Genomic DNA, 25869 nt, shown 5'->3' on the forward strand with positions numbered 1-25869 from the left:
GCAGCGGACACGACAGGGGGCGGCGGAGGCGAAATGTCCGAGTTCGATGATATCCGCAAGGAGCTGGAAGCGTCGCGCGCCGCGGCCGATGCGACGTCGCGCGAGATCGGCCGACTTCGCCACACCCGCGCGCGGCTGATCCGCGACCGCGCACGGGCCGCGCGCGTCAGCAAGGGCGCCGATGATCCGGCGCTGGCGGCGATCGACAAGGAGACCAAGGCGGCGGCCTCCGAGATCGAGCGGCTGGGCGGCGCGCTGAAGGCGGCGAAGGACGAAGTGGTCCGCAATATCGGGCTGTTTGCGAACTTCACCGACCCACGCCGCAACATCGGCCTGCTGTCCGATCAGACGCCGATCCTGCTGATGCCGCTGCGGATCGAAACGCGCTTCAAGCAGGTGGCGGAATTCGGCGGCGACCGCGACGAGCTGTGGGTCCGGGTTTATCCGGACGACATCGCCGTCGACAGCTTCGAGGAAGCGTTGTCGGAAGACGAGGTGAAGCGCGTCCAGGCCTATTGGGCCGACGTCTGGCGGGCGAACCACGACACCGCCGGGGAGCGGGCCGCCTGGCGAACGCTCGTGAGCGGACAGGGCTCGGGGCGGTCCTACTACGTGACCCAGACTCATCGTCCGCTCAACGAGGCGGCGCGACCGGCCAGGGTGGAAGGCGTGCCGACCGTGATCCTGACGGTGGTGACCAGCGCGCCGCTGGCCGATCCCGAGCGAGGTACGGTCAGCGCATTCTGGATCGCGCTGTGGCGCGCCGGCACGGACGTGGCCGCGCAGACGGACGCGATCGCCGCGCTCGACAACGCGCTCGGGGCCGAGCGCGCCGCGGCGGTCCGTGAGGCGTACCGGCCGCGGAATCTCGCCGACGCGCCGCCCGAGGGCGCGGACCGCGCGACCACCACGGTCATCGCCGCGTATCTGGAGTTTCCCGCCGCGGACGCCACGCCGATGCGCGAGACCGGCTGGTCGCAGCCGGCGACCGCGCGGACCTTGCCTGATCGTCTCGTCCTGCTCGGCTACAACGGCGGAACGCTCGAACTCGAGCAACTCGGAAAACCGATTCCGTCGCCGCTGCCGGTCACGCCGTCGCCGACCGGAACGGACGACGCGTCGGTCGCGCACGACGGCGACGACATCACGTTCGGTCCGGAGCTCGAATGGGTGCGCAACTTCGACCGCGCCGTCGAGACCGGCATGGGATTCCGGGTGCCGCTAACGCCGCCCGCCTTCCGCCGCGGCTTCGATCAGTTGATGGTGCTCGGTGTACGGCTCGGGGCCGATGCAGACGCCGGCCGGGTCGCGCTGGAGCAGTTGTTCGCCCATCATCATCAGTCGAAGGCCGGGTTCTCGATCCTGCCGCAGGGCCAGCCGACCAACAACGTCGAGGGCGAGGGCGCCGCCTACAGCTGGCGCGAGGAGTCCGACGTCAGCTTCGATCACTACTTCGGCACTCCGCCCCTGGACCCCGACGGATGGTTCGAGCGGACAGACGGACGCTGCCTCGCCGCCACGCTCGGTCTCGATCCGGCCGCGCTGGCGGCGATCCCCTTCTACCATCGCCACGACGTCAACGACGCCCGCGCCATGAACACGGCACTGTGGCCGGCTACGCTCGGTTACTTCATGGAGAGCATGCTTCATCCGGTCTTCGACGATTCGACGGTGGAGCGGACCCGCGACTTCTTCGTTCGGCACGTGTCGGCACGCGGGCCGATGCCCACGATCCGCGTCGGTCGTCAGCCTTACGGCATCCTGCCGGCGACGCCGCGCTCGCGCATCCAGTGGATCTTCGCGGGGGCGAACGTCGCAGTCGGAGCCGCGCACGCGCCGGACGATCCGGAATTACGGTTTCTGACGCGGTTGTATCAGTTGCTGCGCAAGGTCGAGGCCGACCTCGAGCCGCTGATGTCGCGGGTGTCCTACATCGGCAAGCCGGGCGGCGACCGTCATCAGATATTGCTCGATGTCCTCGGTCTGCACGCCGGATCGGTGGAATTCCAGCAGCGCTTCGCCGAAAGCTTCAAGGAACTGTACAACCGCCTCGCGATGCAGGGGGCGGGCGGCGCCTTGGTCGCGCTCCTGCTCGCCGCGGGCTATGTCGGAAGCGGGCTCGATCTGCTGAAGCAGCTCGGCTACACGCCGCCCGAGGGGATCGAGGTGCCGGACATCCTCGAGAAACTCTTTCTCAAGGCGCCCAACCAGCTCAAGGGCCCGCTGATCGACGACCGTCCGTTGTCGGAGACCGAGCAGATCCGCGCCTACACCGCCGGCGGCGACAACTACATCGGCTGGCTGATCAAGGCTGCGGCGACCTCACACGATGCGCTGCGGCTGCAGCAGGGCTTCACCCAGCGCCCGAACGCGCTGCTGTATCTCATGCTGCATCACGCGCTCGACCTGAGCTTCGTCGAGACCAGCATCCGCCTGTTCTTCAATGCCGGGCTGATCGGCGAGACCGAGTTGAAGGCGGCGCGGCGCGAGCCGAAGTTCTTTCAGGTCGAGGAGGCGAGCCTCGCCGTGCCGGCTGCGGCCGGCGGCAGCCGCTGGCGCTACCTCCACCGCAGCGACGCCGCGGTCACCGGAACGGGACTGAGGACGGTCGGCGAGTTCATCCCGACGGTGCTGACCTCGATGGTCGCCACCGCGTATCTCAAGCGCCAGCTCGATGCGCTCGAATGGCTGAAGAGGTCCCCGACGGCGGTTCTTGAACGGGTGTTCGTCGAGCATCTCGACCTCTGCACCTACCGGTTCGACGCCTGGTACGGCGGCATCATGAGCCGCCAACTGGAACGGATGCGCTATCCGCACGGTGCCGGCCGGGGGACCGCTCAGCCGGGCGCACCGGCCGGCGAGGCGAAGACCGGGATCTATCTCGGCGCCTATGGCTGGCTCGAGAACGTCAAGCCGGAGTTCAAGAAGCTGACGGCGGTCGAACTGCCGGCAAACCTCGCGGCGATCTTCGCCGATCCGGATGCGCCGCCGCTGATGCGCGACCGCAGCAACCAGGGCTACATCCACGCGCCGTCGCTGAACCAAGCGGTGACCGCCGCGGTGCTACGCAACGGCTATCTGTCCAACGCCACGCCCGACAATCCCGGCAGCCTCGCCGTCAATCTCAGCTCGGAACGAGTCCGCATCGCGCTGTCGATCATCGAGGGAATGAAGGGCGAGCAGAGCCTCGGCGCGCTGCTCGGCTACCAGTTCGAGCGCGGCCTGCACGACCGCCACGACGTCGAAGTGGACGGGTTCATCTACGACCTCCGCAAGGTGTTCCCGCTGGTCGGCGACCGGCTGAGTCCGACGCATACCGGCCGGCTCGACGCGTTCGGTCGGCGACTGCGGATCAACCGGGTGGAGGCGCGCAACGTCATCGACGGCTTTGCTTTGGTCGAGCACATCAAGACCAGCGGCGTGAGCAGCTACCCGTTCGGCCACGATGCCGACCTGCCGGCGGCGAGCCCGCAGCAGGCCGCGGCGATCACCGCCGAGGCCGCGCGGATTGCCGACATCGCCGACGCGGTCGCCGACCTCGCGATGGCAGAGAGCATGCATCAGGTGGTGCAGGGCAATTACGACCGCGCCGGCGCCGTGCTCGACACCTACTCGAAGGGAAAATTCCCGGCGACCCCCGACGTGGTGCGCACGCCGCGGTCGGGGGTGACGCTGACCCATCGGGTGGCGCTGCATCTCAAGGCCGGGCTCGACCCGAACGACGGCGCGCTGACATCGCCGCGGGCGAAGGCGGAGCCCGCGCTCAACGCCTGGCTCGCGGGCATTCTGCCGCCGCCGGCAGCGGTCGCCTGCTCGGTGACGGTCACCGACCCGCTCGATCTCTCCTCCGTCACCTACAACGTGACGCAGGCCGATCTCGGCCTGCTGCCGATCGACCTGCTGTATCTGCTCGATCCGGACAACGATCCAGCCGCCAAGGCGCTCGACGATCTGATCGAAGCGCATGTGACCGCCGTCCATGCACCGCGCCCGGACGCAATGCTGACGATCGCCTACCGCGAGAGGATTGCGGCGATCGCCGGGCATGTGCCGCTGTTCGAACTGTCGGCGTTGGTGCGGCATCTCAGAAGCCTGCTACTGCGTTCACGTCCGCTCAAGGCGAGCGACATGGCGATGGCCGGCGAGGCGAACGAGGCGGTCGATCTCGACGCGGCGCTCGCGCGCGAGCGGGCAACGCTGCCGCGCGATCTGCTCGCCGCGCGGCTTGCGGATCTCGACGCCTTCCGTACGGCGCTGCAGGCCCGCCTCGACGCCAAGCAGGAGACCCAGATCGCCACGGAGATCGAGCAGACGATCACCGGCTTCGTGTCGGTGATGCAGGGTCTCGGTCCGTTCGCGGCGTTGCAGACCGGTACCGGTGCCGTCTACGCCGACCGGCGGCGGATCTTCTCCCAGTTGCACGCCGCACTCGCCGGCTACATCGCTCGATGGACCAGGCAACTCGCCGAGTTCGACGCACGCATACTCGCCTACGACGCTGATTCCGGCGCGCCGGACGCGGCGAAGTTCCTGGCGCTGCGGGTGGCCGAAAAGCTGATCGCGACCACGGCGACCGACCCTCTACCGGCGCAGCCGGACGATTTCCGCGACGATCTCATGAGCGGCAAGCGCGCCGCCTTCGTTGGACAGCGCGCCGTTCTGATCATGCTCTACGACAATGCGTCCGATCTCGCCGCCTTGCATGACGGCATCGAGGCGTCGAAGGCTGCGAACGCCGCGTTCGACGCGGCGGCGATCGACATCGCGGCACAGCGCACGGCGATCGTCGCCCTCGCAGAGGACATGGCGAAGCGCACCGCCGCGCTCGCGCTCGAACTGACGACGCGTCTGCCGGCGATCCAGGCCCGGCTCGATCAATACGATGCCGCGGCGGAGGCGAAGAACAAGATCGAGGCGTTGACCGCGGCGGCGAAGCTGCTGTTCGGCGAAGATTTCAAGATCGTTCCGGATTTCGGTCTGCCAGCGGCGCAGGCCGGTGAATGGAGCAACGCCTGGGGCGCGGGGGCGCAGGCGGACGAGACCATTCTCGGGTTCCTCAAGACGACGATCGGACGCCGCTTTCCGCTCGACGACTGGTTCACGGGCGTCGCGCGGGTGCGGTCGAAGCTGCACGATCTGGAAGCTTCGCAGCACCTCGCCGACGCGTTCACGGGGGCGGGCGTCGCGCTGCAGGCGCTGCAATTTCCGCATCGCCCCGAGTTGCCGTGGCTCGGACTCGAATTCCCGGAGACCGATGCCGACGGAAAGCCGTTCGTGATCGACGAGGACAAGCTGCTCTATACCGCGCATTTCGCCGAAAGCTTGGATCCGGCGCGGCGGCAACTCGGGCTGTTGCTCGACGAGTGGACCGAAGTGATCCCGCGCCCGACCGAGGATACCGGTCTGGCGTTCCACTTCGACCGGCCAAACGCCGAACCGCCGCAGACTCTGCTGCTGGCGCTGCCGCCGAAATTTGTCGGCTCGTGGCAGTGGCAGGATCTCGTCGACACGGTACGCGAGACGATGGACCTCGCCAAGAAGCGCGCGATCGAGCCCGACCACGTCGACACGACCGCCTATGCCCGCTTCCTGCCGGCGCTGGTGTCCGCCGTGGCCTTCCATCCGATCACGGCCTCGCTCAACTTCGCTTTCAACAACAACCTCGCCGCGGTGCTGGCCGAGACGGAGACGGGCAATGGCTGACTATGTCGCGGTTCAGAACCTCTCCGCCGTGTTCTCCGGCAAGGTGAAGCTGCCCACCATCACGTTGTGGAACAGGCTCGAGGGCCGTCCACGCACGCACGATTTCGACCGCGCGCTCAAGGCCGAGGTCCGTGATCCGCTGTGGCTGCTGACGAAGCAGTGGCAGATGGGCGAGTTTCAGGGCGACGACGCCGGCTCGCCCGTCGTCGCCAAGGTGCACATCGAGACCACCGAACTGACGAAATACCGCGCGGCCGGCAATCCGCCGGAGGCGTTCGCCGACGACGTGCCGCTCGAAGCCAAGGTCGAGCGGCGGCCGATCCCGTTCCGTCTCGCCGGCCAGAAGATCGCGTTCGATCTCCGCATCGCCCTGGGCCGGCGCTGGCTGAAGCTCGTCGCCGGCATCGAGCCGGGGCTTGCCCAGCAATTCATCGCGGCGCTGCCGGTCGCCATGCCAGATCCGGCGCTCAAGGCCGATGCGCCGGTCGCCGCCCATCGCGAAGCCTGGCAGACGATGGCGGCGCTGGCCGGACGGTCGATGGACGGCTACGACCTCGTCGAGCATCTGACGGCCGCGCCCGGCAATCACGCGCACGACCTCGTCGTGCTCGGCAATCCGGCCAGCGCCGCTGCGATCGAGACGGCGGAGGCGGAATTCCTTGGGTGGTACCGGGAGGCGTTCTACCAGCCCGCCGCGGGTGCCGCCGATGCCTGGCTGCCCGATCGCCTCGAATACGCCTTTGCAGCGTCGGCGCCCAAGGCGGGCGGCGAGAAGCTCGTGGTCGCCGACGAATACTTCCAGGGGCATCTCGACTGGTACAACTTCGACGTCGACGCCTCCGGCGCAGGACTCGGTGACCTGGCGGACGCGCCGCCGCCGGCCGCCGTCGAGACGACCTTTACGGCGTCGTTCATCCCGGCGCCGATCCAGTTCGACGGGATGCCGAACACACGCTGGTGGACCTTTGAGGAGGGACGAACGAATTTCGGCGACATCGATCCGGAGACGACGGACGTCAACAAGCTGCTGCTGATCGAATTCGGCCTCGTCTACGCCAACGATTGGTTCCTGATGCCGTTCACGGTGCCGGCCGGGGCGATCACCCGGGTCGCCGGCATGAGCGTGACCAACGTCTTCGGCGAGCGGATCTGGGTTGAAGCCGCGGGCAAGGGCACGGACGCCGATTGGCAACGCTGGTCGATGTTTACACTGGCGACGAAGGGGAGCGACGACATTCCCGCCGATCTCAGCCTGTTCATCGTGCCCAGCGTGCCGAAGATCCAGGAGAGCGAGCCGCTGGAGTCGGTGGAACTGTTCCGCGACGAGATGGCCAACATGGTGTGGGGTGTCGAGTCGCGGGTGATGTTGGCTTCGGGCGACAGCAAGAGCGGGCGCAGCGCTGCGCTCGACACCCGCCGCTATTTCCGTCGCCTGGTGGAGGAGAGCCTGCCGCCGGACCCACCACCTGCGCCGCCGATCGAGAACGACGCCGCGATCCGCTATCGGCTGATGAGCGAGATGCCGGAGAACTGGATCCCATTCATCCCGGTGCACATCGACAACGACAGCCGCGAGATCCAACTGCGTCGCGCCGCAATGCTGCGGGTCATCGACCGTGACCCGGATCCGCCGGTGCGCGTCGAACCTCGCACCGATCTGCTGCGCCACGGTCTCGACCTCCCGCAGCAGCAGGGCTACAATCTCCATGAGGAGGAGGTGCCGCGCGCGGGCATTCGTGTCACCCAGAGCTTCCAGCGCACGCGCTGGTACAACGGCCGCACTTTCGTCTGGCTCGGCATCCGCAAGGAGACCGATCGCGGCGAGCGGTCGAGCAAGCTTGCTTTCGACGCGATCCTTCCGAAGCGGAAGGCATGAACGCATGAAACGTCACCGTCGAAATATAGCGGTGGCGCGGCCGCCGGAGATTGAGGGTTGAACGGGCGCGCGTCATTGCCAAGTCGGGAATTTCTCGCGCGACGGCAGACGCGCGGCGCCCCAAGATTACGTAGCGGCCAGCAAGTGTGAATATCCGAAGATCCGTTCTCAACCTCAGCGCTTCCTTCATGACATAGGAGCAACGGAGAGCGAGCACGAGGAACGCCGTTCAAGATTGAGCGCGAAGAAGTTCGCCTTGATTGTGCCGAATCGAGGGTCACTGCGTTATCGTACGTTGCGGCTTGAGCATCTTCGGCAGAGGCCCATATCCATAAGGGCAGAGATCACGCGGGATCGCTCATAGCACGGCAACCGCCGGCTCTGCTCAAACCTGGTGATGGGTAGTCCCACCGCAGCCCGTCTCAGCCGGGCTCATGAATTCTGTGCAGCCCAGTCACCAAGGCGGTAATCACGCTTATCACCGCGCTCGTACCATGGTCATTCAAGAACGAATCTCTGCGTCATGGTTGTCATGCACCCCCAGTCTGCACGTGGAGCGCGACGATGGTGCTGGTTGGTGACACCGTCGCACTTAAGGGGAGAACGGTGATCGACGCTCCGAAGTTTGGATCCCTTGAAGCCGTCGAATCCGCTAAAGCTCGACAAAGATTCGCAGGCTTGCCTTGCATTCGTCAATTCAGCACGAGAATTCAGTGACCACTGCTCTTCGTACGCCCCGTGGCTCAACGCCGCGCAAGAACACATCAGCAAAGCGCTCCGCGTCACCAAAGGCCGCCCCGCGGAAGAAGACATCTGTTGCGGCAACGACGAAGGCTCCGATCCGGACTGGCATTTCCTCCTCGTCGCCACTGGGCATGTTGGCGCTGTATCTTACCGCGCGATGGCGCGCTTCGGGCCGGGGCGGACTTGTGTTTCTCGCCGAAAATGAGAGCCGAGCCGAGCTGTTGGGTTCGATCATCCCAGTTATCGAGCCGGCCTGTGATGTGCTCGTCTATCCCCGTTTGAATACGCTTCCGTTCGATCAGCTTGAGCCGTCACGTGATATCGCGGGCCGGCGGAGCTCCGTCTTGAGACGCCTTGCCAGGGCCAAAAAGCCGATCCTGCTGATCGCGACGGCGGAGGCCATAATGGAGCTCCTGCCGTTGCCTGCGAACTGGTCTCGTATCGGATTTCCCCTTCGGACCGGGGCCGTCTTTTCCGAGGAAGACCTTGAGGCCTGTCTGAAAGCTCTCGGGTACGACCTGGACGACAGTCCGGATTATCCCGGTGGAGTTTTGTTTCACGGCAACACCTTCGAGATCTTCCCGGCCGGCGCGTTCGGACCTTTTAGGATAGAGCATTCCGGAGGGAGAATCCGGCGTATTGCAGCGATCAATCCGATAGACCAGGAGGTGATTTCCGAAACGAAGGAGCTCCTGATTGACCCGATGTCCGAGCGGCTGGCGTTCATGGGCCGGGCCCGAAGAAGGTCCAGCCTATTGGACTATTGTGCACGCGCCAAATGGATCGCCGACAGCACCGTGCCCAGGCACGCCGACACCTGGTTGAGCACGATCGAGGATGCGGCCGCCCGCAGTGAGCGTGACCGTGCCTATCTCAGCCGACGCGAATGGGAGCTGGCGGCCAGGAAGATCACTGTGTTGCCGCCAACCACTCCGTATCGTGCGACGCCAGAGTTCTACAAGGCAGCCTCTCCGCGGAAGGCACTCCGTGCATTTATCGAGGAAGCCCAGCGCGGAAGCGCACGTGTGCTTTTCGTCGCTGCGGTCGAAGCGGATTTGCGTCTGATGGCCCGGATGAGCGCTGTCAAGGCCGAATGCGTGCCGGATTGGGCGCACGCGACCGCAAGGGGCAGGCAGCAGGCCGCATTGCTGGCAGGCTTCGATGCGGGCTTTGTGGTTCCTGGAAAGAAGCCGCTCGTGGTCATCACTGCTGCCGACGTGCTCGGCAGCAGGGCACACCAACCGCAACCGATGAACTGGGCATGGACGCCCGGCTTCGATTCGGGAGATCTTCCCGAACTCGGATCCGTGGTCGTTCATCTGCAACGTGGACTCGCACGCCTTGGCGGCTTGAGGTCCATGGGCACGGGAGATCTTTCGGCGCGCGAGATGGTCAGGTTGGTATTCGCCGGAAACGACGCCGTTCTCGTCCCGCTCGCAGAATTGGCGCTGATCTGGCCCTACGCCGCTGAGCTCGGAGACACCTCGCTGGACAAGGCCGACGGCAGCTCATGGCGGCCGCGGCGAGCTGCTGCCGAGACGGAGATTCACGTGGTCGCAAAGGAGCTGGCCAAGCAGATGAGTCAGCGCCGTCGGCGCCCGGCTCCGAAGCTCGTGCCGCGCCCTGCTGTCTATGAGAAGTTCGTCGCGCGTTTTCCCTATTTCACCACCTCCGATCAGGCGAAGGCCATCCGCGACGTTCTGGATGATCTTGCATCGGGGCACCCGATGGACCGGATCGTCTGTGGAGACGTCGGCTTTGGCAAAACCGAGGTGGCGCTGCGCGCAGCGGCAGCCGCCGTGCTGGCCGGAAAGCAGGTCGCTATCGTCGTGCCGACGACAGTGCTGGCACGACAGCATGTCGAAACCTTCCGCAAGCGCTTTGCGCCTCTTGGCATCGATGTTGGAAACCTGTCGCGGGTTGCCTCGACCGCCGAAGCGCGAGAGGTAAGGGAGCGCCTCAAGAGCGGAGAACTCAGGGTCGTCGTCGGGACCCTCGCGCTCGCATCCAAGGAAGTGAGATTTGCCGAACTTGGCCTGATCATCATTGACGAGGAGCAGCATTTCGGCGCTGCCGAGAAAGCCATGCTATCGGGCCTCAATAAGAACGGCCACCGGCTCTGGATGAGTGCGACACCGATCCCCCGCACACTTGCGGCCGGCTTGACGGGCTTGAGGGATCTCAGCGTGATCGCAACCCCGCCGGTCCATCGTGTTCCGGTTGCCACCAAGGTGGCACCGCTTTCGGACATAGCTATCGCCGCTGCGCTGGTTCGTGAGCACAGACGTAACGGTCAGAGTTTTGTCGTTTGTCCGCGGATCCAGGATCTCGATCCCATGCTCGCCAGGATCCATGCGCTGGCGCCGGAACTACGTATCATTGCTATTCACGGCAAGATGCCGACGGACGAGATTGACGAGAGATTGATGGGGTTCGTCGAAGGCCGTGCCGATGTACTACTTGCGACCAACATCGTGGAAAGTGGCCTCGATATCCCACGTGCGAACACCATCGTTGTGTGCTGGCCCGAAAAATTCGGCCTGGCACAATTACATCAGCTGAGGGGGCGAGTAGGACGCGGCGGCATCCGGGCGTTTGCACATTTCCTGACGGAAGGCGGCTCCGAACGCTCGGAAAAGCGGCTTTCCGTTCTCGAGGAATTGAGCCGTCCGGGCGCTGGCTTCGCGATCAGCGCTCGCGACCTCGATCTTCGCGGCGGCGGCGACCTGCGCTCCGATCGACAATCCGGCCACATGCAGGTGTTCGGACCGACGCTCTATGGCCACCTTCTCACGCTTGCCCTGGAGGGAGACCGCGATGGAATGTCCGCGCTGTGGATCCCTGAGTTGAATCTTCCCATCCCTGAGCTGCTTCCCTCGAGCTATGTGCAATCGGAGGCGGTCAGGCTGGAGATCTACGCTCGAGCCGCTCGGTGCCGGAGTGATGACGAGCTGGAGGAGCTCGAGGATGAAACGCACCGCCGATTCGGCAAGCTGCCATCCGAGGCCAGCAATTTCTTTGCTGTCGCCAAGCTCAGGATAAGTTGCAGGCAACGGGGGATCATGCGTCTCGATGTCGGCCCGGATGCGATTGCTGCAACGATGCTCGCAGGGAGGATCGGTAAATTACGCTCGCGGTCACTGCAGCGCGAGGGCGATCGCGTCGTCTATCCCGGGCGCAGCGATGAACCTGCTTTACGACGGGTCGAACAGTTCTTGGATCTGCTGGACGAATGACGAGGGATGCGCCACTCAACTTGAAGCGGTCTTGTGTGACCTCCTCGGGCCCCGAAATGAAAGCGAGGCGCTTGAAACGAGGCTATTTGGGTTTTGATCCAATCAGCCCCATCTGAGCGGATGTCGCCGGCTCATCTGTTCGAGTCCCTGTCGCTGAACGGGTGCACGCGTCGGCTCGCGCCTTAGCGCGTCCGCGGCGAAACCGGAGACGCGCGCCGGGCGGATAGGCTCGCGCCAACTGATTGTGCTCGATCCGGTGTTGCATCATGTCCCGTCGGGTCTGGCGTTCGTCGAGCATCAGGACCAGATCCGAGCAGGGCTTGGTCGAACACAGCAGCAGAAAGCCGGCTTCAGCGTCCTGAGGGTAGACCGTCAGCGCATCGGAGCGGTCGACGTTGCCCGATACCAAGCGCGCGGCGCATGCGAGGCACCAGCCCTGCTCGCAGATGTAGGGCGTCTCGATGCCGGCGTCGATCATGCTGTACAGCAGATATTCGTCGGATATGGCGTCGAATGTGAACGTCCCCTCCGGACGTTCCAGCCGTATGCGAAACCGCCTGATGTCGCCTTCATTGGTCATGGCCGAGAGCTCCGTCATCGCTCACCACCGGCTGTCGGGCAATGCGACGTCGCCGATGCGGCCGCTCGCGTAGCAGTGCGCGGCCGCGATGATCCGCGCAGCAACCGCCAGCTCGCTTTGATCGCGCGGCGCGTAGACCACGAGGCTCTGCGGCGGCACGGCGCCGGCCATGTAGCGTGCGAACGGATGCACCGTGCCCCAGCCCTTGGCCGCCACCTTCTGGGCCCATTCCGGCCGCAAGGTCAGGTGCAGCGACCCGTCGGGGCGAACGATGAGCCACACCGGCGCGAACACGAAGGCCTCCGGCTGGCCCATGGCATGGATGTCATCGAGCGCGAAGGCGCGGCCTGCGGCGTTCATCGGCGCCGGCACCTCTTCGACGCCAGCCAGCGCGCAGGCGCAGGACACGAGCTGTGCGGCGTATCCGGCGGGCGAGGTGTCGCCGAGCTGGTGGCAGGGCCATGTTGGTGCGAGCCGCGGCGCGCTGCCGGGACGTGTGGCGAGACGGCGCAGTCCAGGCGCCATCGCCCAGACGGGTGCAGCACTGCGCAAGCCTGCTCTAGCCGAAGCTGTCATAATGAACCTGCGTGATCGGAACATCGGCGGCGCGCAGCAGTGACCTGACCGCGTTCACCATGACCGGCGGGCCGGCGACATAGAACTCGGCCGCCGCGGGATCCGGGATCGCGGCCTTGATGACATCGGTGACGAAGCCGGCCGCATGCGGCCAGCCGGACGGCGCGTGTTCGACCACGGGCAGGTAGCGCCCCTGGGGAATGCGCGCGATCGCGGTCTCGAGCATGTCATCGGCGGCGAGATCCGCCGGTGTACGGGCGCCGTAGATGACGTCCGCGGGCGATCCGAAATCGAGGCGCGCAGCCGCGGCCTCGCGCAGCATCGCCAGGATCGGCGCGATGCCGGTGCCTCCCGCCACGAACACCTTGCGGCCCGGCTGTCGACGCAGCGTGCAGGCGCCGAACGGCGCCTCGATGGTGATCTGCGCGCCTGGGATCAACGCGGCGAGCGCGTTGCTGCCCGTGCCGCCATCGTAGCGCTTGGCAATGAACTGCAGGATGGTGCTGCCCGGCAGGTTGCACATCGAGTAGCAGCGCCGCAGCCCTTCGCCGAGATGCAGGATCGCATACTGACCCGGCCGGAAGTCGATCGGTTCGGCCGTCTCGAAGCTGAACTGGCGGGTCTCCGGCGCGAGATCGTCGACGCCGCGCAAGGTCGCCTGTTGCTCGACGCATCGCGGCGTCGGTGCGGACCAGTCGCCGGGACCGCGGCCGATCGTGACGTCCGAGATCGCGCGGGACTGACAGGCCAGGATGCGGTTGCGTCGTGCGTCGCGCGGATTGACCGCCGGCGCGCCGGGAAAGATCAGATCGACCTGCCCATCGATGAGCGTCACCTTGCAGGCACCGCAACTGCCCCAGCCGCATTCGTAAGGCAGCGCGACGCCCCCGCGTCGCGCTGCCTGCAGGATGGTGTCATGGCCGGCCGCGTCGATCGCGACACCGTCGGGCTCGATGCGGAGTTGCCGGGTCATCCACGCCATCCTTTCGGCTTGGGCGGTCGGTGCAGCATGCCGACCGCGTCTGCCAGACTACAAGCCGCAATCCGCGATCAGCCTCGCCTGGGCCGTCATGGTCCGCTCCAGGATCGCCCGTGCATCGTCGGCGCCGGGCGCGGTCGAAAGTGCCTCGCTGAGGCCGCGCGCGGCGCGCTCGCCGAGCGGCATCCACTTCGCGACCCATTCCCGCAGCAGAACCGCGTGCTCCGGGACCTTGCCGGTGGCGTAGCGCACCAGGGCCTTGGTGGTCTCGACCGCATAGGCTTCGTCGTAGTTGCGGAAGTCGTCGTGTAGCAGCGCCAGCAGGTCGTCGTCGTTCGTGCGCGCCAGATCGGCGATCTCGCGATTGAAGACGTGATCGAAGATCGGCCGCAGCACCAGATTGCGGGACACGAACGCTTCGCCCCAATCGTAGGCGATCAGCTGCTTCTCGATCAGCTCGCGCAGGCCCTGCCATTGCGGCGCCTGCGTCCAGACGGTACGGGCAATGTTGCTGTCGGCGAGCTCCGGGCGGCCGGTGTCGAGCGCGAGCGCCTTGGCCAGATAGGCCTGGCGCTGCACCCGCCGCATCTCGTTGCCCATCTGGAAGTAGAGGGTGTTGGTCACGAACGCCGACGGCGCCATCTGCGCGACATAGGCCGCGCTCATCTGCATCGCGTGTCCCGGGAAACGCACCGGCAGATAGGCCTGGCCGAGGAAGTCGAGCCACGGCGCAGACAGCTTGCGATAGCTGTCCTGGCGCTCGAACTCGTCGATCAGGTTGTCGCAATAGACCTCGCGATCCTTCTGGTCAGTGACATAGCGGCGATAGGTGTAGGTGAGGGGATCGCGATAGCCCTCCCAATCGTCCAGCGTGAGCCTCGAGCCTTCGCGATTCCTGAGATAGAACTGGTTGATCGACCAGTTCTCGGACAGCTCGAACGGTGCCGGAGCGCGGCGGAAGTGGCTGTGGAACTTGTAGGTGACGGCCTCGTATTCCGACGGCAGCCGGCGCTCGGTCCACAGGCTCCAGGTCTTCTTCTGCTTGCGCGCAGCCGGCTTCGCGGTCATCGCGGTCATGACGTATCCTCCCCGAATTTGTTATGTGTGGATGGTCCAGACCCATTCGTCGTCCATCGACTCGAGCCGTCCGCCGAACGACACCAGGCTCGGCTCGATCTCGGCGAGCCGGAATGGCCGCCCCAGCGCCGCCTGCATGCTCTTCTGCGTCAGGCGGAAATTCCGGTCGGCCTGGACGCGGACATAGCCGCCGCGGTCCTCGATGACGATCTCGACGTCCGGATTGTCCTGCTCGCTCGCCGCGATCACGGCGTCGATGATGTCCTCGTCGACGCCCCTGATGACGGGGCCGACCAGTTTCGGTGCTGCTGTCGTGGTCATGGGCTTGTCCTATGCGTCCTGCTCGGTCTTGTGGCGGAGGCGGCGCAGCCGTCCGTCGTTGGGCACGCCGACCCAAATGGCGTCGCCGTCCTTCTTCACCGCGTAGCGGAAGAGGCGGCAGTCGCGCGGGTTGAGGCCGCGGCCGTCATCCATGCTGAACTCCCATTCGTGGGCGGAGCAGGTGATGGTGCCGGCTTCGAAATCGACCTTGCCGTCCGCCAGCAGGATCTCCTGGTGCGGGCACATGCCCTGGAAGCAACGCAACTCGCCGCCAGGAAGGTGCATCACGATCACTTCCTCGCCGTCGACCTCGACGCCGATGAAATCACCTTCCCAAAGGTCGTCCAAGGTCGCGACCTGCCTCCACGTCACGTCGGCATCGTCAGACATAGGCCACCTCGATCCAATCCATCGGCTGGATTCCGGACTGCGCCACCGTCATCGCGGACGGCAGCTCGCGGCCGTTGTAGTAGACGCATTTCGAGGCGTTCTTCTCGGCGACGCGCAGTCCGACCGCGTGCTGGGCGACCTTGTCGGCCACGATGCTCATGCTATCGCCGTCGTCGACGGGGATCAGCAGGACGACGAAGTCGCCGCGGAAGTTGGCTTGGAGCGGGAACAGGGCCACGCTTACCTCCCAGATTTGTTGTTATATCTGTGGTCGTGTCGGGTGGGGGCGTCGCTCGTAAGCGGCGCCTGTCAATTCATGCTGGGCGGATCATTCGGCCGCGAGGCGAGACGCGCCATTCCAGGCGTAGCTCTGCGCGTCATTGCCGGCGACATCGGGCGTGATGCCCATATATTGCAGCGCGCCTTCCAGGGTCGGCGGCTGGATGTGTCCGGCCAGGAATCGGTCGACGATCGAGAGATGGGTGTCGTAGCGCTCGGGCTGGCTCTTCCACACCCATTCGCAGACTTCGCAGCAGAAGTTCAGCTTGCGACCATTGTGCGTGGTGATCCGCGGCGCCTTGCCGATGCTCGGGCTGCAGATCGGAATGTGGCAGCAGTTGCAGACGACGGGCAGCGTCGCCGGATAGGTCTTCTCGATCTGGCCGGTGCGGACATTGTCGCCGATCACGTCCCACAGCTTGCCGAAGCGATCGTTCCAGCCGGGATATTTCTGCTCGAGCCAGTCGCGCTCGGCCGCGGACACGCCCGCGTCGGGATTCCACCACACCGTCGGCCGCCAGAACCAGACGCCCATGTGATAGGCGTGATGGACCCAGTCGAGCTCGGGCAGGAAGTGCTTTTCCCAGTACCATGGCACGTTCATGCCGAGGTCCTTGAACTGGTCCATGAACTGCCGGCAGATCCAGTCCTGCATGAACTCCTTGAACGACATCGTCCGGCTTTCCAGTGGCGTGTAGTAGTCCATGGAGATGCCGGTCAGCAGCGCGAACAGCTTCCACGACCGCCAGAACATCTGGTCGACCATGTTCTGTGCCTCGGCCTTCTTGCCGTTGTTGATCATGATCTTCAAGGTCGGCTCGCCCTGCTGCGAATGCCGCGCCTCGTCGGTCTGGATCGAGGAAATCAGCGCACCGAACTCGATGTCGCCGACATGCAGCGCATCCGAGGCCATGCCGAGGAACTGCAGGTTGGTGAAGCCGGTCTCGAAGGTGAAGGTCAGCTGGATCGCCGTCGACACCGCATCATTGGCGGTGAACATGTCGTCGAACAGGCTGCGCGCCGCGATCACGCCCCACTCGTTGGTGTGCATCGCCTTGTGGGCCCAGTCGAATTGCGGGTCCTTTCCGAGCAGGCAATAGGGGAAGTAGATCTGCGCCTGGCCGTGGCGGCATTCGTCGAGGGTGCCGAAGGTGGCCATGTTGCGCCAGGCAGCAGCGCGGCCGAACCGGGCCATGCGCGCCTCGCCGATCGAGGCGAAATATTCCGGAACCGGAATGGCGCCGTAATGCGCCTTGATCGCCGACTTCCAGCCGGCATCGAGATTGTCATACAAATTGGAGCGCGCAATCGTCGAGCGGATCGAGTAGATGCCGTCGTCCTTGCCGGCCTGGTTATGGACGTACTCGCGATAGGTCAGCTTGTACGGCTCGTCCCAGCCCCACCACTGCTCGCCATGGATGCCGAAGCTCTTGGACAGCTCCTCGGGAAAGACCTCCTCCTCGCTGACGTAGGAGAAGGCCCAGTTCATGTCGCGGGCCGTGTCGTAATAGTCCCGCCGCTGCAGCTTCGGCATGCGTTGCTCCTCCCGAGCTCTGTGATCGCGTTCGTTGCTCTTCGTTGCGGTCCGCTGCCGCCCTTGAACGGGCGAACGTTGTGCGGCTCGTGGCGATGGCGTACGAGTCAGGCGGTTAGACCTGATAGATCGTCGCGCGATGTTGTAGGATCCAGTGTAGGCCGCATTCTTTGGTTTTTCTTTAGGCCGCGGGTGCGCATGAACATCGGGCGTATTCGGGCGCGATTGTGAGCGTAGTCGACCGCATTCCTGCTGCTGCGCAAGCGACGAGATGATGCGATGCGAAGGGAAAGCGGCGGCGAGGATCGGCGCGGCCGTATCGACCAAGCGGGTCGATCTGTTCAAGCGAGCAGCTCGATGCCCGTCATCGTCCCACCGCCGATGATGCGTGCGGCGTGATCAAAGACCGGTGCAACCCTCCGGCCGTTCAGCGGCTGAGGCCGACGACCTGCAGCACCAGACCGTCGAGCGCGTCGGTGATCGAGATCTGGCACGCGAGGCGGCTCTCCGGGCGCACGTCGGCGGCCTCGAATTCGAGCAGGTCGACCTCGATGTCGCCGGCGGGGCCGACGCGCTCCAGCCATGCCTTGTCGACGTGGCAATGGCACGTGGCGCAGATGCAGGACCCGCCGCATTCGCCGATGATGCCATCGACACCATTGCGCTTCGCCGCCTGCATGGCGCTCTCGCCGGGCTCGGCCTCGACAAGGCGCACGGTGCCGTCCGTCTCGATGAAGGTGATTCTGGGCATGGGTCGTTGCGTGTCCCTAGATGAACTGCCGGCCGCCGTCGATGATCAGGGTCTGACCGGTGATGAAGGCCGCGGCCGCCGACGCGAAGAACAGCGCGCCGCCGACCATGTCGTCGACGTCGGCCGCGCGCTTCAGGGCTCCGCGGGACACGCCATATTCGGCGGCGTTCTCCATCAGGCCGAGGCTGGCCTCGGTGAGCGTGAAGCCGGGCGCGATGACGTTGACCGTGATCTTGTCGTCGCCGAGCTCGCGCGCCAGCGCACGCGTCATCGCAATGACGGCGCCTTTCGACGAGACGTAGTGCAGCCACATCGGCGAGCCGCTCATGACGGTGGCCGACGAGACGTTGACGATCGCGCCACCGCCGGCGCGTCGCAGCAGTGGCGCGGCCGCCTTGCTCATCATCCACACGCCCTTGATGTTGACGCGCATCACCCGGTCCCACTCGGCCTCCGGGATTGCCTCGAAGCCGCGGCGTTCGAGCCCGGCATAGATCGCGGCATTGTTGACCAGCACGTCGAGGCCGCTCATGCGCGCCAGCGCGAATTGCGCCAGCGCCGCGGTGGACGTCTCGTTCGCGACGTCGACCTCCGCCGCGTGCGCCTTGCCGCCGCGGTCGCGGATCAGCCGCGCGGTGTCGTCGGCGCCGCCGAGACGGATGTCGGCGGCGACGACCTCGGCACCGGCCGCAGCAAAGGCGAGCGCGAATCCGCGGCCCAGCCCGCCGGCCGCGCCGGTGACGATGACGCGCTTGCCTTGCAGTTGGATCGGACTCATGTGGCAACCTCGATGTGCAGCAGATCCGCCATGAACGCAGACGCCGTGCCCTCGGCGATCAGCGCCCGGGCCATGGTGGTGCCGGCCTCGGTCAGCATCGACGGCAGCACGAAGCTTTCCAGCATCGCGAGCGTCTCCTTCGGCGGCGTATCGAACCAGCCGCCGATCGTCGCGACCCCATGGCCGGTGAAGCGCCACAGCTTGTCGGCGTCTTTCATCAGCGCATCCTCATGCGAGATCGCCGTCTTTCGGGTGTCGTGGCCGTCGATGATCGCCAGGATGGTCTCGACTCTTAGCCCGGGGATCGCCAGCCGTGCGAACGCCTCGGCTGCGATCTTCACGCCTTCGATCTCGTGGGCACGTTGCAGCTCGGGATATCTGGGATTGGGGCCGACGGCGGCGGCGAGCTGCTCGGGCGGGAATTTCTTCCAGCCGACGTCGTGCATGAGGATCGCCGGCAGCACCACGGCGGCGTCCGCTTCGGGATGGATCCGTAGCAGCGCCTGGCCAAGACGATAGGAGATCAGCGTATGCTCGTCGTTGGAGCGGACGTCCAGCCACGGCCGCGCCGCAAGCCAAATCGGCAAATCCTGTTCGCGCAGAAAATGCATCATCGCAGCTCCGTGTCGTAGCTGAGATAAATCGTCTTGTATTCGAGGTAGTCCTCGATGCCGTAGCGGCCCTTCTCGCGGCCGATTCCGCTCTGCTTCATGCCGCCGAACGGCGCGCGCTGGTTCGAGCGCTGGATGTCGTTGACCCACACGGAGCCGGCTTCGAGGCGCTCGGCCAGGGTCAGTCCTGTCGCCAGGTTGCGCGAGAACACGAAGGCGGCCAGTCCATAGACCGTCGCATTCGCGAGCCGCAGCGCCTCGGTGCGATCGTCGAACGGGGCGACACCAAGCACGGGGCCGAACGTTTCCTCGGTCATGACGAGCGCGGAGGGGGGCGCATCGGCGATCACGGTCGGCGGCAGGAACCAGCCCTTGTCGTAGAGTCCGCCCGTCAACCGAACGCCGCCGGTCAGCACGGTTGCGCCATTGGCACGGGCATCGGCGATCTGCCGCTCGCTGTTGCGGTATATCTTCTCGTTGATGAGCGGTCCCAGCGCGCAATTCGAGGTCAGGCCGTTGCCGACGTCGAGCTGCGCGACCTTGTCGGCGAGCGCAGCGAGAAAGGCCGCGTAGATGGGGCGCTCGACATAGACGCGATTGACGCGGTAGCAAAACTGGCCGGAATTGGCGAAGGCGTGACGGGCGATCGCAGCAGCCGCTGCGCCGATATCGGCGTCGGCGCAGACGATGGCCGGACACTGGCCGCCGAGCTCGAGGGTGACGCGCTTCATCGTTCCGGCTGCAGCAGCAGCGATCGCCTTGCCGGCCCTGGTGCCGCCGGTGAACGCAATCTTGCGCGGCGTCGGATGCGCGATCATCTGCATGCCGAGGTCAGGGCCGCGACCGGTCACGGCATTGAAGCAGCCGTCCGGAAACCCAGCGGCCCGAAAGAGTTCAGCGAGCCGCAAGGTCGACAGCGGCGTGTCCTCGGCGGGCTTGGCGACGACGGTGCAACCGGCCATCAGCGCGGCGCCGAGCTTGAAGCAGAGCAGCGTCACCGGATAGTTGAAGGGCGTGATCGCGACCACGACGCCGACCGGCTCGCGTGTGATGATGATCTTTTCGCCGGCCACACCCGTCAGCGGCATCTCGGCGTGCAGGCGCAGGCCTTCCTCGGCATAGACGTCGAGCAGTTCGGCCGAGCGCTGAATTTCGCTGACGGCTCCCGCCAGCGGACGGCCGAGCTCCCTGGTCAGCAGGCGACCGAGCTCACCGGCACTCTCGCGCATCAGCCGCGCCGCGTTCCTCTGCAGGCGGGCGCGCTCTGCCACGGGCGTTGTTTTCCACGATTGGAATGCGATGTCGGCCGCGTTGATGGCGGCATCGACATCCGCGCGCCCGGCCTCCGGAACGCTGTCGACCGTCTCGCCCGTTGCCGGATCGACGACGTCGAAGGTCGCGCCGCTTTGGGCTGCAACCCAGCGGCCGTCGATGAACATGTCCATGTCCGCGGCCCCAGGTTCAGATCAGGTCGAGCATCAGCGCGGCACGGGTCTCGCCCAACGCCTCCTCGGCCATCAGTCGTCCGGCTTCGGTCTCGAGCACGGCGAGCTGCGCCGTCAGGCGCGACGCATATTGGCGCGGCGTCATCTTGAACCAGTCGCAGGCCACCGCAACGCCGGTGGTCGTGTAGCGCCACAGCTTGTCGGCGTCGCGCACGATCCGGTCGTTCAGCGAGCGCGGGTAGGGGCGAGTGTCGTGGCCGTCGATGATCTCGCCGACCGCGACGATGATGTTCTCCGGCCAATCGGCCTGTTCGAGGACGTCGCGTGACATGCGGACGCCTTCGCTTTCGTGGAGAAAGCGCACATCGGACTGCATCATGTTGGGACCGAATCCCTTCTCGATGATGTCCTTCATGTCGATCGTGTACCAGCCGATGTCGTGCAGGATGATTGCGAGCGAAACGATGTCCTCGTCTGCGTCCGGATATTGAGCGAGCAGCTTGCGTGCATACGCATAGGACAGGGGAATGTGGACGTCGTTCTTGCGCGCGCGCATGTACGGCTCGCTGATGCGCCAGACTTCGTCATAGCGGTTGCCGACATCGGACCTATCGAGCATTGCAATGTTCCATATGCGGAGAGAGGCCGGCGCCGCCGGCCTCTCTCGATTGGGTCAGGACAGGATGGTCACTTCGCCGGTCGAGCCGTTGACGCGCAGCATCTGTCCGTTCTTGATCGAGGAGCTGGCGCGTCCCGTGCCGGTGACGGCGGGCAGGCCGTATTCGCGGCACACGATCGCGGCGTGGGACATCATGCCGCCGATGTCGGTGACGATCGCGTTGATCTTGCCGAAGATCGGTGCCCAGCTCGGCGCTGTGACCGGCGCAACCAGAATCTCGCCCTGCTGGATCTGGCCGAGCTCATCGGCGGAGCGCACCACGCGAGCGCGGCCCTCGACGATGCCGGGGGAAGCGGCCATGCCGGACAGCTTGGTGGTGTTGGCGGCGCCATCGAGCCAGCGGCCGATGCTCTCCGTGGTGATGCCCCACAGCATGATCGTGAACGGCTCGGTGATGACATCGGGCGGATTGTTGAGCGCGGGCTGCGGCGGCGTCGTCGCGAGCGCAGCCAGGATCTTTTTCCGCCGCTCGATCTCGGGCGGCCAATAGGTCGGACCGATCGCCGGTGCGCCAACGGCCCAGCCGTTGCCGTAGTCGAACAGCGCGTCGCGGACTTCCTGACGGTTCAGATAGAACAGGTCGTCGGCGTCCTTCCAGAAGCCGGCATCGCGGAAGATGGCGCCGAGCTCACGCATCTTGCGCCAGAATACGCTCATCGACCAATGCTCGATGTAGAAATTGTGGTTCTCGACATAGGGGAACACGGTCCGGGCGAGCCCGAGCTTGCCCTCGAAGGCTGCGCGGGCGTCGGCATCGAGCATCTCGGCATATTCGGACGTGATGCGGTCGCGCTCTTTGGCAATGGCCTCCGTCGGCCGGTCGATCTCCTCTCCCCGCTGCACGCGGACGACGTAGTCCCTGACATAGCCGAGCGGGATGTCGAGATGCTCGATCCAGTACTTGTCGGTCGAGTAGAAGCCGTTGCCGGAGGTGAAGTTGAACCAGGGATCCTGCGCCTCGTTCCAGGCCGTCAGCCATTCGGCGCCGTTCGGCGCACGGCCGACCGCAGCCAGCGCCTCGTCGACCGATCCGCTCTTCAGGGCATCGGCGACACCGAGCTTCACGGCGAGCTTGGCGAGCTTCTTCAACTCGTCGTCCGGACGGAACAGGTCGACTTCCACGCCCTGCACCATCTTGGCGATCGCCTGATCGGGAATGGTGGGGAATTGCCCCTTCATGAAGCTGAAGAAGTCGAGATAGGCCGCGTAGCCGAGATTCAGGAACTCGAAATGGTACTGCCAGGTCTTGTAGAGCAGCTGGATCGCCCGGTCGTAGGTCTCCATCAGCGCGTAGGTGTTGTCGAGGCCGACACCGGCCGTGATCCACTCCAGCGGCACGGCTTCGGGCAGCGGCTCGAAATTGAGCGCCTCGAGATCGGCGATGTTGGCGCGGACCTTCTTGTCCCAGTTCGCCAGCAGGCGGTCCCAGTTCTGGAAGTAGTAGCCGGCGCGCTCCATGAAATGCGGTACGCGACCAGCGATCAGCTCGGGCGCCACCGCCACCGGGCTCATGTAGCAATAGCCATTGTGGATGCGGTACTCGACGCCGTTCGCCGGCGGGATCAGATAGTGCCGCGTGTTGTACTGGCCGAGACACTTGACCGCGAACTCGACGGTGACGGCGTCGAACGGCTTGAACGGGCTCGGCCAGTGCTGCGAGTCGCAGAACCAGAACTTGCCGTCCTCCTTGTCGCGCAGGCTGTTCTGGAACTGGAGATAATAGGGATAGAGCTTCTCCCAGCCCTCGGCGCCGACCGGCGTCTTCAGGTCATAGGGACTTGGGAATTTCGCATGCGCCGTCATTGTCGTTTCCCCTCGGTTTCTCTGTTGCTTGTTGTCGTGATGCTCACCGCTTGGCCTGGACCGGGGCCAGCAGCGTTCCAAGTACACCCGCAATCCCGGTCTCGTAGATCGCGGTCGACTGCTTCTTCTTCTGGCTCCAGACGGTCTCCGGCCGGCTCTGCAGCGCCACGAGGTTCTCGTCTTCAGGGAGATCGGCGTCGATCGCCCATTCGACGTCCTGCGGACAGCCCATGCTGCGCTCGAGCGACTTGGCGAGCCTGGCGACGGCGAGCACCTGGGCATTGGTCAGGGAGGGCAGGGTGCGGCGCTCCGGCGCGATTACGCGCTCGACGGTCCGGCGCTCGGCGCGATCGGCGACGAGTTCGAAATCCTTCTCGGCGATGCGGTGCTTGATGACCTGCAGAAGCACCTTCTCGACGACGAAATTGTCGGGCGTGATTTCGCCGGAGACCACCGGCTCGCCGAGCCCGAAGGCGGAATCGATCACGATCTTGGTGCGGTCGCCGTTGATCGGATCCAGCGTCATCGCCACGCCCGCGGCGGCGGCGTTGACCATCTTCTGGACGCCGACCGACATCAGCACGTCGATCTGGCCGAGCCCGTTCTCGGCACGGTAGGAGATCGCGCGCGCGTTGAAGAGGCTGGCCCAGCACGCCTTGACCTTCTCGACCACGGCGTCCTCGCCGACCACCCAGAGATAGGTATCCTGCTGGCCGGCGAAGCTGGCGTCGGGCAGATCCTCGGCGGTTGCCGACGAGCGCACCGCCACCGGCAACTGACCGTCGGGCGACATCCGGCGATACGCCTCGCGGATCGCCTGCTCGACCGCGCCCGGCATCGGCTGCGCCATGATTGCGTCGCGGATCTCGTGCGACAACTTCTCTTCGTCATCGACATCGTCGAGCACGATCCGCGACAGGCGCTCGCTGATCGTCGCCTCGAGTCCGTTGCTTCGAAGATGAAGGGCGTAGGCGTCGGTCGCGACCGCAAATCCCGCAGGAACGCGCACGCCCTGTGCGATCATGCGCGCCAGGCTCGCGCATTTGCCGCCGATGCGCGGGAAGTCGTCCTCGCGTGCGTCTTCGAACGGCACGATGAAGGATGCGGCTGCGTTGGCGCCCATGCGTCTGTTCCCCACCTTATGGCCCGGATCGGCTCCGGACTTGTTGTTGCTTGTGAAACGCGGTCCAATGACGATCGTCGTGTCAGGCCACGTCCCATTCGATCCGAAGCGCCGTCGGCACGCGGAACGAGATGTTGTGAACGAAGTCGATGGTCTGGTCGGCAGCGAGCCGGAGGCCAGGAAGCCTGCGGGTCAGCTCGCCGAGCGCGATCGTGAACTCGATGCGGGCCAGCTGCTGGCCGACGCAGGTGTGAATGCCGTAGCCGAAGGCCAGATGGCTTCTCGCGTCGGTGCGCCGGACGTCGAAACGGGTCGGCGCGGAGAACACCGCCTCGTCGCGATTGGCGGAGCCGATGAGCAGCAGGATATTGGAGTCCTTCGGCACCGGCACGCCGCCGATCTGGGTGTCCTTCAGGGCGCGCCGGCGCCAGGCCACGATCGACGGGCTGAAGCGCAAGCACTCCTCGACCGCATTCGGAATGAGCTGCGGCTCGGCGATGATGGCTTCCCAGTTGTCGCGCCGCTGCAGCAGCTCGCGCATGCCGTTGGCCATCAAGGTCGTCGTGGTCTCGTGGCCGGCGAACAGTGCGCTGTAGAGCACCCCGGCGATCTCCTCGTCGCTGATCTCGGCGCCGTCCTTCTGCAGTCGGACCAGATCGCCGGGCAGATCGTCGGTCGGATCATCGTGGCGCTGACGCACCAGCGCGCGGCAGTAGGTCCAGTATTCGACCATGTTGCGCGCATGCACGATCTGCTCGTCGTCGCTGAGGTCGCCCCAGGTCAGCAGCGCGCGGCTCACCGCCCAGGACTTCACGCGCGGCACGTCCATATTGGGAATGCCGACCAGCTTGAACAGCACCAGCGCCGGCACATCATAGGCAAACTCGCGGAAGAAGTCGGCATGTCCGCGATCGGCGAAGGCATCGATCGCCTGGTTGACGATCGCCTTGATCTCCGGCTCGATCGCCCTGAACCGACGCGGCCCGAAGCAGCCCTGGACCAGCTTGCGGATGCGGGTGTGATCGGGCGGTACCCGCGCCGACAGGCCGGAATAGGCGGTGAAGCCGCCCTCGCGCATGATGCGCTTGCCTTCCTCGCACATCGCGCGAAGCGGGGCCTGGGCGTTCTCCGAGGAGAATGTGCGCCAGTCGTCGAACACGGCCTTGATGTCGGCGTGGCGCGCGACGACGTAGTATTTCAGCTCGTCGGAGAAGAAGACCGGCGCCTCGGCGCGGGCCCATTCATAGAACGGGAACGGATCGCGCATCTCGAAGGGATCGAAGTCTTTGGCGGCGTCGCTATAGGGGCACCGCGCCAGCTGAGCTGCCGAACCTGGCATGTCGTCCTCCCATTCGCCGCCTTTGCCGGCGACGTTGTCATGGGC

Annotated in this window: 19 protein-coding genes; 3 read left to right on the forward strand and 16 right to left on the reverse strand. The window is 65.5% G+C overall.

Going from position 1 to position 25869, the window contains the following annotated elements; all coding sequences use genetic code 11:
- Positions 1 to 33: 33 nt before the first annotated feature.
- From QW887_RS33260 to QW887_RS33270, 3 genes are all read left to right on the forward strand, one after another.
- Positions 34 to 5703: a hypothetical protein gene (locus tag QW887_RS33260; protein WP_316196063.1), complete on the forward strand. Its 5670-nt coding sequence runs from the start codon at positions 34 to 36 to the stop codon at positions 5701 to 5703.
- Positions 5696 to 7579, forward strand: coding sequence for a hypothetical protein (locus QW887_RS33265; RefSeq protein WP_315826574.1), 1884 nt, complete (start codon positions 5696 to 5698; stop codon positions 7577 to 7579). Before QW887_RS33260 ends, QW887_RS33265 begins: the two co-directional genes overlap by 8 nt.
- Positions 7580 to 8454: 875 nt before the next feature.
- On the forward strand, positions 8455 to 11559 hold the full coding sequence (locus QW887_RS33270; protein WP_316196096.1) for a DEAD/DEAH box helicase: 3105 nt from the start codon (positions 8455 to 8457) through the stop codon (positions 11557 to 11559).
- Between the two features lie 82 nt (positions 11560 to 11641).
- Here the strand turns inward: QW887_RS33270 and QW887_RS33275 are convergent, their stop codons facing one another.
- The 16 genes from QW887_RS33275 to QW887_RS33350 form a co-directional block, all read right to left on the reverse strand.
- Positions 11642 to 12139, reverse strand: a complete 498-nt coding sequence (locus tag QW887_RS33275) for a 2Fe-2S iron-sulfur cluster binding domain-containing protein (RefSeq protein WP_316196065.1) — start codon at positions 12137 to 12139, stop codon at positions 11642 to 11644.
- A gap of 21 nt (positions 12140 to 12160) precedes the next feature.
- Positions 12161 to 12691 (reverse strand): luciferase family protein, encoded by a 531-nt coding sequence (locus QW887_RS33280; protein WP_315716257.1) that lies wholly within the window; start codon positions 12689 to 12691, stop codon positions 12161 to 12163.
- A 7-nt stretch (positions 12692 to 12698) separates the two neighbouring features.
- A complete protein-coding gene (locus QW887_RS33285; protein ID WP_316196067.1) occupies positions 12699 to 13688 on the reverse strand; it encodes a 2Fe-2S iron-sulfur cluster binding domain-containing protein in 990 nt (329 codons plus the stop codon).
- 57 nt (positions 13689 to 13745) lie between these two features.
- On the reverse strand, positions 13746 to 14771 hold the full coding sequence (locus QW887_RS33290; protein ID WP_316196069.1) for a toluene hydroxylase: 1026 nt from the start codon (positions 14769 to 14771) through the stop codon (positions 13746 to 13748).
- Between the two features lie 21 nt (positions 14772 to 14792).
- The gene (locus tag QW887_RS33295) at positions 14793 to 15092 is read right to left on the reverse strand and encodes an MmoB/DmpM family protein (RefSeq protein WP_315716254.1); all 300 of its coding nucleotides are present in this window, start codon (positions 15090 to 15092) and stop codon (positions 14793 to 14795) included.
- A 9-nt stretch (positions 15093 to 15101) separates the two neighbouring features.
- Positions 15102 to 15482, reverse strand: coding sequence for a Rieske 2Fe-2S domain-containing protein (locus QW887_RS33300; protein WP_316196070.1), 381 nt, complete (start codon positions 15480 to 15482; stop codon positions 15102 to 15104).
- Entirely contained in the window at positions 15475 to 15720 is a 246-nt protein-coding gene (locus QW887_RS33305; protein ID WP_315716251.1) for a toluene-4-monooxygenase system B family protein, read from the reverse strand. Before QW887_RS33305 ends, QW887_RS33300 begins: the two co-directional genes overlap by 8 nt.
- Positions 15721 to 15810: 90 nt before the next feature.
- Positions 15811 to 17295 carry an aromatic/alkene/methane monooxygenase hydroxylase/oxygenase subunit alpha gene (locus tag QW887_RS33310; RefSeq protein ID WP_315751472.1) on the reverse strand — a complete coding sequence of 495 codons (1485 nt, stop codon included), beginning with the start codon at positions 17293 to 17295 and terminating at the stop codon, positions 15811 to 15813.
- 427 nt (positions 17296 to 17722) lie between these two features.
- The gene (locus tag QW887_RS33315) at positions 17723 to 18046 is read right to left on the reverse strand and encodes a 2Fe-2S iron-sulfur cluster-binding protein (protein ID WP_315826581.1); all 324 of its coding nucleotides are present in this window, start codon (positions 18044 to 18046) and stop codon (positions 17723 to 17725) included.
- A gap of 16 nt (positions 18047 to 18062) precedes the next feature.
- On the reverse strand, positions 18063 to 18824 hold the full coding sequence (locus tag QW887_RS33320; protein WP_315826582.1) for an SDR family NAD(P)-dependent oxidoreductase: 762 nt from the start codon (positions 18822 to 18824) through the stop codon (positions 18063 to 18065).
- Complete coding sequence (locus tag QW887_RS33325; RefSeq protein ID WP_315751478.1) at positions 18821 to 19438, reverse strand: HD domain-containing protein; 618 nt, start codon at positions 19436 to 19438, stop codon at positions 18821 to 18823. Before QW887_RS33325 ends, QW887_RS33320 begins: the two co-directional genes overlap by 4 nt.
- Complete coding sequence (locus QW887_RS33330; RefSeq protein ID WP_316196072.1) at positions 19435 to 20880, reverse strand: aldehyde dehydrogenase family protein; 1446 nt, start codon at positions 20878 to 20880, stop codon at positions 19435 to 19437. The genes QW887_RS33325 and QW887_RS33330 overlap by 4 nt, the downstream gene beginning before the upstream one ends.
- Before the next feature lie 16 nt (positions 20881 to 20896).
- Entirely contained in the window at positions 20897 to 21499 is a 603-nt protein-coding gene (locus tag QW887_RS33335) for an HD domain-containing protein (protein ID WP_315716245.1), read from the reverse strand.
- 54 nt (positions 21500 to 21553) lie between these two features.
- Positions 21554 to 23362: a PEP-utilizing enzyme gene (locus tag QW887_RS33340; RefSeq protein WP_315751484.1), complete on the reverse strand. Its 1809-nt coding sequence runs from the start codon at positions 23360 to 23362 to the stop codon at positions 21554 to 21556.
- 43 nt (positions 23363 to 23405) lie between these two features.
- Entirely contained in the window at positions 23406 to 24485 is a 1080-nt protein-coding gene (locus QW887_RS33345; RefSeq protein ID WP_315751486.1) for a PEP/pyruvate-binding domain-containing protein, read from the reverse strand.
- A gap of 82 nt (positions 24486 to 24567) precedes the next feature.
- On the reverse strand, positions 24568 to 25824 hold the full coding sequence (locus QW887_RS33350; RefSeq protein ID WP_316196074.1) for a cytochrome P450: 1257 nt from the start codon (positions 25822 to 25824) through the stop codon (positions 24568 to 24570).
- Positions 25825 to 25869 lie beyond the last annotated feature (45 nt).

It is taken from the genome of Bradyrhizobium sp. SZCCHNRI3052 (assembly GCF_032484895.1).
Taxonomy (GTDB): domain Bacteria; phylum Pseudomonadota; class Alphaproteobacteria; order Rhizobiales; family Xanthobacteraceae; genus Bradyrhizobium.